Below are 13020 nucleotides of genomic sequence, written 5' to 3' on the forward strand. Positions count from 1 at the left end.
TTAGAAGGTTTCTGGTCACTATAGTTAACCCTAAGATCTTGGTCACATTATTTAACTGAAATGTCAGTAAGATGCTCGGCGTAACGTAAACAAAATTGAACTATAGGGTTGGTTACTGGTTGTGAAGAGCAGCAGAAGTGCCTACCTAAATACAATAATTAGAGGTTCCAATGACTAACTACCTAAACCGCGGCTTTGAACAAGCTGAGTTTGAACACAGAACATCACGCGCTCAAAAAGTCATGCATGAGATGAATCTGGATGCGATGATTTTCACAACCGAGCCAAACGTTCGCTACTTCACTGGCTTCCACACTCAGTTTTGGCATAGCCCAACTCGTCCATGGTTTGTCATCGTTCCTGCAGAAGGAAAGCCGATTGCGATTGTTCCTGAAATCGGAGCAAGTGGTATGGCGGGAACATGGCTCGACAACATTATTACTTGGCCTTCTCCTCGTCCTGAAGATGATGGCATTAGCTTAGTTGCTAGCGCATTGAACTCTCTGCCTTGTCGTCATGGCCGAGTAGGCGCAACGCTGGGCATTGAATCTCATCTACGTATGCCTGTGAACAACTACTTGAAATTAACCACCATGGTTAAGAAAGACTTTGTTGATGTGTCTTTAGCAATGCATGAACTTCGTCAGATCAAGTCACAAGCTGAAATCGAGAAAACGCGCGAAATCTGCCGCATTACCAATGTGGGCTTTAGCAAAATTCCTGGGTATGCCAAAGCAGGCATGACAGAGCGAGAAATCTGTAAACAGTTCCGTATCGATATGTTGTTAGAAGGGGCTGATGAGTGCCCTTACATCATCGCAGGCTCAGGACCTGACGGTTACGACAGCATCATCATGGGCCCAACCGACCGCATCATAGAGCCGGGAGACGTGTTGATCATCGATACGGGTGCCGTGCGTGATGGTTACTTCTCTGATTTCGACCGCAACTGGGCATTTGGTCATGCAAGTGAGCAAACCAAAGCGGCATACCGCGCTACTTACGAAGCAACAACTAAAGGCTTCGAGGCTGCGAAACCGGGCGCAACCACGACGGACATCTACAACGCGATGTGGGGAGTATTAGAAGCCAATGGTGCATTGGGTAACGACGTTGGTCGTCTTGGTCATGGTTTAGGTATGGAGCTGACAGAGCGCCCGTCTAACACGGCTACCGACAACACAGTACTTAAGCCAGGCATGGTGATGACACTAGAACCGGGCATGGTTTACGCGCCGGGTAAGTCGATGGTTCACGAAGAGAACATCGTGATCACTGAAGACGGCGCTGAATGGTTGAGCGAACGAGCTGAACCAGAACTGATCATTATTTAGCTCAAAATTTAACGCCTTACAAATTTAACACCCTACAAAAGCTGACTCTGGACTCTGGAGTCAGCATATAAAAACTATAAAAATACGAGTTTCTCATGCAAACAATAGAACAGTTTCGACAATTTGAAATACCATTACAGCACGTTCAGGCACCAAGAATTGGTCGAGTTCATATCGGTTTAGTACAACTAAGTACTGATCACTCTTTAGAGATGGACTGGGCAAAATTACTGGGTACACAAGCAGGGGTATTTAGTTCCCGAGTGTATTACAGCAGCGAAATGACTCCAGAAGCGCTCGACCAAATTGCGGTTGGGATCAGTGAAGCATCAGATCTGATAGCGACGGGTTTACCGATGGATGTCATGGCGTTTGGTTGTACTTCAGCCTCTATCATTATTGGTGAAGAGAAAGTCGCCAATCTTCTTACTCAAAATCGCGGTGATATTCCCGCAACCAATCCATGGACAGCTGCTCAAGCCGCATTCAAGCATTTGGGTGCAAAAAAAGTTGCCGTGTTTTCCCCTTACCCAACCGAAGTGAATTTCCCTCTTTATCAACAACTGACTGCCGCTGGCTTTGAAGTTCCTGTTTTAGGTTCACTTGGCATTGAGAAAGACACTGACATCACGACGGTTTCAAAGGAATCGATGATGGAAGCGTTGAGCAAAATGTTGCCGGGCTCTGGTGCCGATGTGGTGTTTATGTCTTGCACCAACCTTCGTGTTCTTGACCACATTCAAGAGATTGAAGATCGATTTGGTATCCCAGTCGTGTGCAGCAACTCTGCGATGTTCTGGCACTGCATGCACTTAGTCGGCAACAAAGCTCAATGTCCAGGTTACGGACAATTGCTAAATCAATAGCAACCAATGAATAAAGGAATTTTAAGATGAGTAATACAACTAAAGGTTGGTTAGCTGCCATTTTCATTGGCATGCTTTGGGGTATTCCGTGGATCGTAGGGACACCTATTTTAGAAGTAATGGATGCACAAGTCTTGGTATGGGTTCGCTATACCGTCGCTTTCATTACGCTGTTTGTGATTATCCAAGTCAGCAATGCGATGGGTAAACCACAGAAAAAAGTCGATTTTAAACTTAATTGGGCAAACCGACACGACATCTTCTGGGCGGCATGTTGCGGCATTATTGGTCAAGGTGCTTTCAGTTTTCTATCGTTCCTATCTCTTGATTACATTACTGCTTCAGAAAACGGCGTGATCCAAGGCCTTATCCCAATCATCATTTTGTGTGTTGGTTTCCTTCGCCACGGCGAGCGTTTTACACCACTACAAATCTTGGCAGCTGTTGGCGCCTTCGTTGGTGTCGCTATTTTGGTCATGGACCCTTCTGTTGAAGGCAGCGGGTTTAACATTGGTCACTTGATCTGTCTGGGTAGTGCCGCGAGCTTCTCTACGATGGCTTACGCTCGTGCCAAGCTTGCTGAGAAATATGGTTCAGTGGCGACGATGTATCACCAGTTTGTTTTTGCGGCAATTGGCTTCGGTCTTTACCTACTGGTTGTCGGCGCCGATTTCTCTTCAGCTCTCGGTATTTTCAGTTCTCCACTTCGTATGGCTTGTATTGCAATTCTGGGTGTGGGTATTTCAGGTATCAGCTACCTAATCTACATCTATGCAATGGAACGAGTCGGCGTAGACGGAACGGGTATGGCACTTAACTTGATGCCTCTGTCTTCTTTCGTCCTGGCTGTGTTTGCTCTCGGTGAAGCGGTGACGCCAATGCGACTACTAGCGATTGCAGTCGTTATTGGCTCAATGATGTTGTTCATGAAGTTTGGTAAGGCGAAGAAAAAAGCGCCTCAGCTGAAAACGGCGACAGACGTTAACTAGCGAAAAACCACTAAATAAAATTATGAGTAACAAGGCGGTGTGCGCACCGCCGTTACCTAAAAATTATGGAAGATAGAAAGATGAACACAACAAACAGAGACACATTTTTAGGATGGACTGCTGCCATTGCTGTTGCCTGTATCTGGGGCGTAACTGGGGTGGTCTCTAAGCCGCTTTCTATGGCTGTTGACCCTATGACATTGGTATTTTTCCGCTACGTTACTGCGGTAATTGGCCTTTCCATCATTTTCTTTTTTACATCACGTAGTAAAAGCTTGAGCGCTGACTTGGGTTCTTCGTTAAAGATCGATACCAAAGATATTGGTCGCATTGCGCTTTGTGGCATCGTTGGACAAGGGGTGTTTTCACTGTTCAACTTCCTTTCTCTTTCTCACATTGGTGCGACTGAAAACGGTGTTATTCAAGGCATGCAGCCGTTCGCGACGGTTTTCTTTGGCATGATGTTTATGAACTTCCGCATGAACAAGATTCAGTGGGGTGCTTTTATTGCTTCGGCGGTTTGTATTTACGCAATGAGTGTTGGTCCGACAAACTCCATTGAAGGTGGTACGCCACTACTAGGTTACGTTTACGTGACGTGTTCAATGCTGGCGTTAGCGTGGACAGCTCACTTACGAGCTAGTTTAGCGGACAAATACGGTTCAGTTGTTTCTATGCTTTACCAATACATCTCAGTTGCAGTAATGGGCATCATCGTTGTATTGACCATGGGCTTAGACCTATCTCAGATTTACATTATCTTCTCTAGCCCGCTGTTAATTGCTTTGCTTATTTTCTTAGGTACGGGTATCTCTGGCGGTAGCTACCTTATTCAACTGTATTCTTTCAAGCGTATCGGTGTCGAAAAGGCAACGATGGCATTAAATCTCATGCCTTTGGTTGGCTACTTAGTGGCGGTTTTAACACTTGGCGAACAGATGGCAATGGGCAAAACCATCGTTGTTTCATTAATTGTGGTCGCACTTTACGTGTTCACGAAGTTTGAGACAAAGCAGGAAGAACAATCTTCAGAAAATTTAGCTTGCGATAAAAAAGCAACACCAGAAGCGAGCTAAGTGATGAAATCAGTGACTAAAGGTTGGATGGCAGCGATTGGCGTAGGGTTGTTATGGGGCTCTGAGGGCGCATTAGCTACCTTGCCATTACAAACCATTGATGCGCGATTGTTGGTGTGGCTACGCTACATGATGGCATTCTTTGTTTTATCTTTAGTCCTGATTTTCTCAGCAATGATCCACAAGAAAACTCAAAGCAAACCGAAGTTGGCGTTTAGTTGGGATAATCGGAGCGATCTATTCAAGTTGTTGGTATGTGGTGTCGTTGGCCAAGGTTTGTTTAGCTTTCTTTCGTTTCTCTCGTTGGACTATATTTCACTGTCAGAAAATGGCGTTATTCAGGGACTTGTTCCCATTGCTATCTTGGCGATAGGTCAGCTTTTTTACGGCGCTCGATTTACTCGTATGCAAATCGTCTCTAGCGGAATCGCTTTGGTTGGCGTCAGCATGTTAGTGCTAGCTCCTCCGTTTACGTCTCAAGATAGAGGAGTAAACATCGGGCACCTGATTTGTCTATTGAGTGTGCTGAGCTTTGCGTCGGTGACTCATTTGCGCGCTCAGCTTGCAGAAAAATACGGTGCAACTTGCACCATGCATTATCAATTTGGTTTTGCGGCGGTTGGATTTTTCATTTACTTACTGGTTTCAGGCCTTGATGTACCAAGCCTGTTACTAGTGATTCGCCCTTCTTGGTCGTTACTCTGCATTATTGTGCTGGGTGGCTTTGTATCAGGGCTGGGCTACATCGCATACATATACGGCATAGAGCGTGTTGGTGTTGAAGGCAGCAGTATGGCTTTAAACCTCATCCCTATGTCTGCATTTTTCATCGCTGTTTTGGTGTTTGGAGAACCCATCACACCTTTTAGGGCGCTGGCTGTTGGCTTGATTATTGTGGCAATGATGCTATTTGCTGCATCCAACAAGTCCCGCGAGATGACATCTAAAACAGTTTTAACAAATTAATTTTAAGTATTTATTGGAGTTTCCATGACTAACATTGCCAACGTTACAGAATGGCGCCGCCATTTACATCAGTACCCAGAGTTCGGTACTGAAGAGTTCATAACATCTGAATTTGTAGCGAACAAGCTCGAAGAGTTCGGCATTGAAGTTCACCGCGGTATTGGCGGAACAGGTGTGCTTGGAATTCTGAAAAATGGCACAAGCGATCGCTCGATTGGTCTACGTGCGGATATGGATGCGCTGCGCATTCATGAACAGAACACTTTTTGTCACGCTTCAAAACATGAAGGAGCGATGCACGCTTGTGGACATGATGGCCATACCGCGATGCTACTGGGTGCGGCGCAAGAGTTAGCAACCAGTAAGCAATTTGATGGCACTGTATACTTCATTTTCCAACCAGATGAAGAGCGAGGCACAGGAGCGAAAGCGATGATCGCTGATGGCCTGTTCACTCGTTGGAATATGGATGCAATTTACGCTATGCATAACTTACCGGGTATCCCTGAAGGTAAATTTGTGACTCGTCCAAGCTCGCTTATGGCAAGTGAAAGCAGTTTTGAAATTGTGATCAAAGCAACGGGCGGCCATGCGGCGATGCCACACATGGGAACCGATCCGATTGTTGTTGGAGCTCAGGTGGTCACAGCACTGCAAACCATCGTTTCGCGTAATTTGAGCGCCATTGATGAGACGGCGGTTATCTCGGTGACTAACTTTGTTACCAATGGCACCGTGAATGTGATTCCTTCGCAAGTGACTATTTCTGGTGACACTCGCAGCTTTACCGATCAAGCATTGCATAAAATTGAGAAAGCGATTGAGCGTGTTGTCGCTGGCCAGTGCATGTCGGCAGGTGTTGATTACCAATACCACTTCAACAACAGCTTCTTATCAACGATTAACACGCCTGAAGAGACGGCTCATGCAGTGAAAGCAGCACAAGCGGTTGTTGGTGAAGAGAATGTGAATGGAGCATGTGAACGCTTCACCATCAGTGAGGATTTCTCGTTCATGTTACGCGAAGTAAAAGGGTGTTATGTGCTAGTTGGGAATGGTGTTGGTGAATGTGGAGGCACTGCGCTTCATAATCCACACTACGATTTCAACGATAACATTCTGGAGCATGGTGTTGGGTTTTGGAAGACTTTGGTAGAACAACAATTGTCACAGTAAGTTGATGAAAAAAAGAGCGAGAGGCTAACCTCTCGCTCTTTTTGTATGTAACGCATTTCCAAATCTGCGAACAGTTTGGCTGTTTACTTAGCGATTCACTTGCTCAACAATCTCGCGTGTTAGGCGGGCAATTTCGTCCCACTCTCCATTTGCAACGAGTTTCTTGTCGACCATCCATGTGCCACCGCAGGCTAATACTTGAGGTACTGCTAAGTAGCTATCGATGTTTGATGGCGTGATACCGCCTGTAGGCATGAGTCTAATATCGCCGTATGGACCAGCGAGTGATTTAACCATGTTGATGCCACCAGAGGCTTCGGCAGGAAAAAACTTGAGAGTCGTTAGTCCCATCTCAAGTGCCGCTTCAACGGTGCTTGGATTGTTCACACCTGGAATGATATCGATGCCGATTTCCTGGCATGCTTTAACTGTGTTTGGATTTAATCCTGGTGATACCACAAACGTTGCGCCCGCTTCTTTTGCTGCGAGTGCTTGCTCACGGTTCAAAATCGTTCCGGCACCAATCAGCATGTTAGGCTGAGCTTCTCGTAGAAGTCGGATAGCTTCAACAGCGGCGTCTGAACGGAACGTAATTTCAGCCGCTGGAAGCCCATTCTCAGCCAAGACTTTGCCTAGAGGGATAATATCCTCTGCGTTATCAATGGCGATAACAGGGATAACTTTAAGTGCTTTTAGCTGTTCGTTAATTGTAGACATGTGTGCTTCTTAATATCAGTTTGAAAGAGTGTCGGTGATGTATTTTGGGATGATTGCGCCATGATGTTGAATCACCAATCTGGCTAATGCATTACCTTGGTGGCAAGCTTCTTCAATAGAACCTCCAGCGAGATAGCAAGATAAGAAACCGCCGTTAAAAGAGTCGCCAGCAGAGGTGCTATCAACCACAGTCTCGACAGGTGTCGTTGTGATTATTACGGGATCATTTTCGGGTTTTTCGCTGATCAAGCAGCCTTCAGCACCCAGCTTGACAACAACGGTTTTGACACCGAGTGCATGCAGCCTTCTTATAGTGTCTTGTGGCGTTTGATCGCTCCACAACAGTTGTTCATCATCGAACGTGACTAGGGCTATATCGGTCGTTTTATAGCCCAATAGATAGCATTCTTTAGTTGCGGTCTCTGAGCTCCACAACTTTGGTCGATAGTTACTATCAAAGGCGATAGTAACGCCACGTTCACGTAGGCCTTCGATGATAGTGAGCAACTTTAGCTGATCGCTGTGTGGCAGTATCGCGAGGGAAATGCCACTTAGAAACACCATATCAACATCACGAAGTTGGTTGGCTATCTTATCGAAATCGGGGTGCTGTACCATGTAGCGAGCCGCTGAATCGTTGCGCCAGTACAGGAAGGTGCGCTCACCAACATCGTCGAGTTGAATGAGATAGAGTCCGGGTGAACGCTGCTCGTCAATAAGCACGAAATCGGTTGATAGTCCTTCATCTTGCCATCGGTTAAGCATCTGCTGACTGATAGCGTCTGAGCCTAGAGCTGAGACATAACTGGTACGAATCATAGGTGCATCTGACGAACAGGAATGGCTGGTGGCACTTCGGTTCAAATAAACAGCGGCGTTGAGCGTATCCCCACCATAGGTTTGTTGCATGGTACCGAATGGAGCGCCGTTCAGTTCAATCATGCACTCGCCGATAATCGCAATGTGGCTCATAATGTGCCCTTACAGAAAGATTGGTATTGCTAGGTATAAATGATGGAACGTGGCTACAAGGAAGGTCGCCACGTTGCTTCTTTTCCCATTAGGTTGGGAGGAAGTGTTACTTGTTGTCTAGCTTTACGAATAACAGTGTTAATACGTAAGACAGTACAAACACACCAACCACACCCATAATCGCTTGGATAAAGTTTTGTGTACCGCCTGCAAGATAAGCCGGCAAGCTGAAGACAGAAGAAAGAATGTAGCTTGTTAGGTGCGTATCGATTGTTACCGAGATTGCACCGAATACACCAGCAGCCAAACTCGCGGTCATCATCGCTTTGGTGTACTTCGTTAGTACACCAAATAGAGCTGGCTCCGTGATGCCTAAGATAGCGGTAACACTTGAGCCCATCGTAATTGAAGATTGCTCTTTAGAAACTGTCTTACGTTGCTTATGCCAGATAGCCATTGTCGCGCCTGCAATTGCCATGTTACCCAAGCACATGATCGGCATAAGTAAATCCTTACCATACAGTGCAAAGTTGTTCAGGCTGATTGGTGTCATGCTGTGGTGAATACCAAACACAATCGTAATCGGGCGAGTCAGACCAAAAACAAAGCCCGTTAACGTCGGAGAGATTTCCAGGAGTGAACTCATTACCCAACCCGCGCCGTTACTTAGCCAGATACCAGCAGGGCCAACAAATGATAGCGTGATGGTCGAAGTTACCGTAAAAGCAAGCAGTGGTGTAAATACAGGCTTCGCAGAAGAAGGAACTAGACGGTCAACTAACGGAGTCACTTTGGACAATAACCAGATTGCTAGAATCGCAGGCACAATTGCGCCGCCGTAGTTGAGCAGTTCAATCGGAACTACGCCAAGAACCGTTAGCTCCGGATCTGCACCTGCGTCTTTTAGCATCGCCGCTTTATCTACTAGCTTGGGTGCTAGCATTGCAGAGGAAACAGCGAGTGCTATGTACTCATTTACTTTAAAGACCTTGGCTGCAGAGAAAGAAACCAACATAGGTAAGAAGAAGAACACAGCAACAGAGATTGAGCGGAAGAAATAAACTGTGTCTGAGGTTTCAGAGATAACATTGGTCGCAATAAGACCAGACAACAGGCCCATCAACATACCAGCGCCAGCAATTGCAGGCACGACAGGGCCAAAGATGCCTGCGACAATGCGCATCACGCCCTGGAACAGCTTGCCTTTCTCTAGCTCATCAGCCGGATTAGCGTCAGCTTGTTGAGTGTTTGATAACGCGTTGAACCACTTCTCGACCTCAACACCGATGATGACTTGGGTTTGGCCTTGTTGAAGTACCACACCTTTCACATCAGCGATCTGCTTGATAGCCTCTTCGTCTACCAGAGACTCGTCTGCTAATTTGAATCTCAGCCTTGTCATACAGTGCGTGATACTCACGATATTGTCTTCACCACCAAGTGCAGTGATTAATAACTGTATATTTTCTTTGAAATTTTTCTTCTTCGATGATGACTTCGAGTTATTAATAACGGCATCACTCTTTTCTACCATTTGCATACTACACCTGTTATTGGAATATATTTAACTCGAGCAATCATAACGACAACCAATTTAAATCCAACGCAGTAAAAAGAGATCTCAATCACACTTAAAATCCGAAAAATTATTTTTTCACCGTTTTTGGCCAATTGGTATGTTTTGTTTATCAAAAAAAATCACTTAACGTACCAATTATTTTTACGCAAAATTAGCGCTTGAAATGTGGTTTTTAAAGCGGTTAGATAATAGGAGTTGACTTAAGTTTAGGTTATTTAATTGTGAAAGAAACTATTATATCTGATATCCATTGTATTATTACTAAACCAGACAGGCACAATCTCATTACCGTGGTAGTTGAAACGAATGAAGGCGTGACTGGGTTTGGTTGTGCGACATTCCAACAAAGACCGCTTGCTGTAAAAACAATGGTCGATGAATATTTAAAACCTATTCTTATTGGTAAAAACGCCAATAATATTGAAGACTTATGGCAAATGATGATGGTCAACGCTTATTGGCGAAATGGCCCTGTTATCAATAATGCAATTTCCGGTGTTGATATGGCACTGTGGGATATTAAAGCCAAATTGGCAGGCATGCCGTTACATCAATTATTTGGTGGTAAGTCTCGTGATGCTATTCCTGTATACACACATGCGACTAGCGATACGATGGAAGGTATTTATGAGCTGGTGGAATCTTTCCTAGACAAAGGCTACAAGCATATCCGTTGTCAGCTTGGTTTCTATGGCGGTGTTCCAACCGATTTACATACTACTCAAAATCCGACTGAAGGTTCGTACTACGATCAAGATCAGTACATGGACAATACTCTAACGATGTTTAAGTCGCTGAGAGAGAAATATGGTAATCAATTCCATATTCTTCACGATGTGCATGAGCGCCTTTTCCCAAATCAGGCAATACAATTTGCGAAGGAAGTCGAGCAATATAAGCCGTACTTCATTGAAGATATTCTGCCGCCAAATCAAACGGAATGGTTGGATAACATTCGCAGCCAGAGCTCGGTGTCATTAGGTTTAGGGGAGTTATTTAATAACCCTGAAGAGTGGAAATCATTGATTGCCAACCGTCGCATTGATTTCATTCGTTGTCATGTTTCACAGATTGGTGGCATTACCCCAGCTCTGAAACTAGGTCATCTATGTCAGAACTTTGGTGTTCGTATTGCATGGCATTGCCCACCAGATATGACGCCAATTGGCGCAGCGGTAAATACGCATTTGAATGTGCATTTACACAATGCCGCCATTCAAGAACATGTCGAGTACAACGAGAATACGCACAAGGTATTCCCGAACGCTGCAGAGCCAATTAATGGCTACTTATACGCTTCTGAAATCGCAGGTATTGGTGTTGAAATCGACCGAGAGGTTGCAGCGGAGTTCCCTGTTATGTATCGCCCCCACGAGTGGACTCAAAGTCGCCTTCCTGATGGCGCGATTCACACTCCATAATTTATTGAGTTAACCAAAATGGCCGCAGATAGCGGCCATTTTTTTGTCTGAAACTTATCGTTAGTTTTAGCTTCTTTGTCAGTCTTCGTTCCCGATGTGTTGCTGTTTCTGGCCTAGCTAATCAATCAGCAAGTAATCAGAATTTTCATATCCAAACTATTAGTATTACCTCTCACATGCCTTCAATTAACTGACTTTAAATAGTTCAGTAATAATAAGCTGACTATCATGAAAATACTTCATTATAAGTGCACATTAATTTACCTACTTACTAGGGTTTTCTTTTCGATAAAAGTTTAAGTTTAAGTTTAAGTTTAAGTTTGATTTGATCGGTTCATGGAAAAGTAATGATGTACATTAATTATCACTGTTAATATTTATAATATGGCTTCGTTAACCTTTAATTAATTTAAATAAATAGCCTGATAGTTATTAAAACGGTTTAATATGATTTGAAATTAAGTGGTTGAGCGTATTGCTATAAAATCATCCAAGTTTTACTGTTATTTCGCCTGTGTTGTGCAATAGAGGTTATTTTAGTTTTTAACTTTGCGTTTTACATTTAAAGTGTTGAATTTAAAGGTTATTTTAATAAATATAAAACAGTGATTTAGGTCTGCAATTCCAGATGGATAATATTGTGAGTGAGGAGTTAATTAGTCAATATATGCCCTAGAAATCGAGTCGAATACTGTCCATATATTTCAACTTGAAATTCAAAAAGTTGCTATGCAACTAATAACAATAAAATAATATTAGGGTTTATATGAAAAGCACATTCAAACTGTCTTTAGCTGCTGTTTTAGTTTCTTCTGCAATGGGGGCTCATGCAGGCATTGCCATTGTTGATACAGAAGAAGGTAACTTCTCTGTTGGTGGTAACGTTGAGCTGAACTTCAACTACCAAGATAGAGAGTCGAATGATAACGGTGACGCAGAGTTCAACCAAGATGGTCGAGTTCTGATTGAGTTCGCTGGCGAAAAGTACACCAGTAATGGTCATTATGTTGGGGTTAAAGCGCAGCCTCTATTTGAAAGCACAGGCAATGTCGCACTCGATGATGCCTACTTTGAGTTCGGTAAAAAAGACGGGTGGGCGATCAAAGCGGGTCGTTTTGAAGCCTACGATATGTTCCCTGTCGGCCTCGATGTTTTTCTTGAGTATTCAGGTGATACCTCAAATGAACTTTATACAGGTGGCAGCGCTTATGTGTACCAGATGAAAGAAGCTCGCGGTCGTGGTTCTGATGGTCAGTTGATGTATAGCCAAAGTTTTGGGGATCTGTATGTTGAAGTAGGAACGATGATCGGCGATCGTTCTGACTTGTTCTCTGATAGTTACCATGGTGTGGACGTAGACCACGACAACGCCAAAGATGCCTTCCTTGTTCGCCCGGTTGTGTCATATAAAATGGGTGATTTTACTGTTGCAGCCTCAATGGAAACTAACTTAGTTAGCGATGCAGTTGTCGACACCTCGGGTAAAGATATCTCTGACCGAACTGGCTACGGTCTAACAGGTAATTGGTCTAATGATTCTTGGAGCGTTAACGCTAACTTTGCTTACTTAGATGCTGTCGATGAAACCAATGCAACCGCGGGTTTGAACGCGCTTTATAACAACTTCGGTATCGGTTACATCTATGGTGCGAACGAATATGATTCCACATGGGCGAAAGGTGATGTGACGGTTAACACGGGTTACGCATCTTATGAGTTCCAGAATGTGCTCGAAGTACAAGACTTCTCTGTTCTTCTTGGTACTTACTACACGACGGTCGACAACAAAACGACCAATACATCTGCGTTCTCTGAAGACGATGATTTTGGTGCTCGCGTACGTTTGTACTACGAATTCTAATAACAGTTGATTCAATTCTCCTGACAACCCGCCACTGTGCGGGTTGTTGTTTTTAGGAAGATA

At 44.4% G+C, this 13020-nt stretch carries 11 protein-coding genes; 8 read left to right on the plus strand and 3 right to left on the minus strand.

Annotation, left to right across the window (positions count from 1 at the left end):
* Positions 1–170: 170 nt before the first annotated feature.
* The 6 genes from AB8613_RS18955 (at position 171) to AB8613_RS18980 (ending at position 6407) form a co-directional block, all read left to right on the plus strand.
* Complete coding sequence (locus AB8613_RS18955; protein WP_372385581.1) at positions 171–1334, plus strand: M24 family metallopeptidase; 1164 nt, start codon at positions 171–173, stop codon at positions 1332–1334.
* Between the two features lie 95 nt (positions 1335–1429).
* Complete coding sequence (locus AB8613_RS18960; RefSeq protein WP_017068125.1) at positions 1430–2200, plus strand: aspartate/glutamate racemase family protein; 771 nt, start codon at positions 1430–1432, stop codon at positions 2198–2200.
* Positions 2201–2226: 26 nt separating this feature from the next.
* Complete coding sequence (locus tag AB8613_RS18965) at positions 2227–3189, plus strand: DMT family transporter (RefSeq protein ID WP_052879296.1); 963 nt, start codon at positions 2227–2229, stop codon at positions 3187–3189.
* An 80-nt stretch (positions 3190–3269) separates the two neighbouring features.
* Positions 3270–4265: a DMT family transporter gene (locus AB8613_RS18970; protein ID WP_048662517.1), complete on the plus strand. Its 996-nt coding sequence runs from the start codon at positions 3270–3272 to the stop codon at positions 4263–4265.
* 3 nt (positions 4266–4268) lie between these two features.
* Positions 4269–5231, plus strand: a complete 963-nt coding sequence (locus tag AB8613_RS18975; RefSeq protein WP_229633406.1) for a DMT family transporter — start codon at positions 4269–4271, stop codon at positions 5229–5231.
* A gap of 24 nt (positions 5232–5255) precedes the next feature.
* Positions 5256–6407, plus strand: coding sequence for a M20 aminoacylase family protein (locus AB8613_RS18980; RefSeq protein WP_060980735.1), 1152 nt, complete (start codon positions 5256–5258; stop codon positions 6405–6407).
* Positions 6408–6494: 87 nt separating this feature from the next.
* Here the strand turns inward: AB8613_RS18980 and AB8613_RS18985 are convergent, their stop codons facing one another.
* The 3 genes from AB8613_RS18985 to AB8613_RS18995 form a co-directional block, all read right to left on the minus strand.
* Complete coding sequence (locus tag AB8613_RS18985) at positions 6495–7124, minus strand: bifunctional 4-hydroxy-2-oxoglutarate aldolase/2-dehydro-3-deoxy-phosphogluconate aldolase (RefSeq protein WP_372385584.1); 630 nt, start codon at positions 7122–7124, stop codon at positions 6495–6497.
* Between the two features lie 15 nt (positions 7125–7139).
* Positions 7140–8096, minus strand: coding sequence for a sugar kinase (locus tag AB8613_RS18990; RefSeq protein WP_372385585.1), 957 nt, complete (start codon positions 8094–8096; stop codon positions 7140–7142).
* Between the two features lie 106 nt (positions 8097–8202).
* Positions 8203–9636: a PTS transporter subunit EIIC gene (locus AB8613_RS18995; RefSeq protein ID WP_372385587.1), complete on the minus strand. Its 1434-nt coding sequence runs from the start codon at positions 9634–9636 to the stop codon at positions 8203–8205.
* A 260-nt stretch (positions 9637–9896) separates the two neighbouring features.
* Here AB8613_RS18995 and AB8613_RS19000 point away from each other — a divergent pair, with 260 nt between their 5' ends.
* A complete protein-coding gene (locus AB8613_RS19000; RefSeq protein ID WP_004732372.1) occupies positions 9897–11096 on the plus strand; it encodes an enolase C-terminal domain-like protein in 1200 nt (399 codons plus the stop codon).
* Between the two features lie 766 nt (positions 11097–11862).
* Positions 11863–12957: a carbohydrate porin gene (locus AB8613_RS19005; RefSeq protein ID WP_372385588.1), complete on the plus strand. Its 1095-nt coding sequence runs from the start codon at positions 11863–11865 to the stop codon at positions 12955–12957.
* Positions 12958–13020 lie beyond the last annotated feature (63 nt).

The sequence above is a fragment of the Vibrio sp. BS-M-Sm-2 genome (assembly GCF_041504345.1).
GTDB lineage: Bacteria > Pseudomonadota > Gammaproteobacteria > Enterobacterales > Vibrionaceae > Vibrio > Vibrio satsumensis.

Coding starts and splice junctions, on each gene's coding strand:
- AB8613_RS18955 (WP_372385581.1), top strand. CDS start 171: ATGACTAACTACCTAAACCGCGGCTTTGAACAAGCTGAGTTTGAACAC.
- AB8613_RS18960 (WP_017068125.1), top strand. CDS start 1,430: ATGCAAACAATAGAACAGTTTCGACAATTTGAAATACCATTACAGCAC.
- AB8613_RS18965 (WP_052879296.1), top strand. CDS start 2,227: ATGAGTAATACAACTAAAGGTTGGTTAGCTGCCATTTTCATTGGCATG.
- AB8613_RS18970 (WP_048662517.1), top strand. CDS start 3,270: ATGAACACAACAAACAGAGACACATTTTTAGGATGGACTGCTGCCATT.
- AB8613_RS18975 (WP_229633406.1), top strand. CDS start 4,269: ATGAAATCAGTGACTAAAGGTTGGATGGCAGCGATTGGCGTAGGGTTG.
- AB8613_RS18980 (WP_060980735.1), top strand. CDS start 5,256: ATGACTAACATTGCCAACGTTACAGAATGGCGCCGCCATTTACATCAG.
- AB8613_RS18985 (WP_372385584.1), bottom strand. CDS start 7,124: ATGTCTACAATTAACGAACAGCTAAAAGCACTTAAAGTTATCCCTGTT.
- AB8613_RS18990 (WP_372385585.1), bottom strand. CDS start 8,096: ATGAGCCACATTGCGATTATCGGCGAGTGCATGATTGAACTGAACGGC.
- AB8613_RS18995 (WP_372385587.1), bottom strand. CDS start 9,636: ATGCAAATGGTAGAAAAGAGTGATGCCGTTATTAATAACTCGAAGTCA.
- AB8613_RS19005 (WP_372385588.1), top strand. CDS start 11,863: ATGAAAAGCACATTCAAACTGTCTTTAGCTGCTGTTTTAGTTTCTTCT.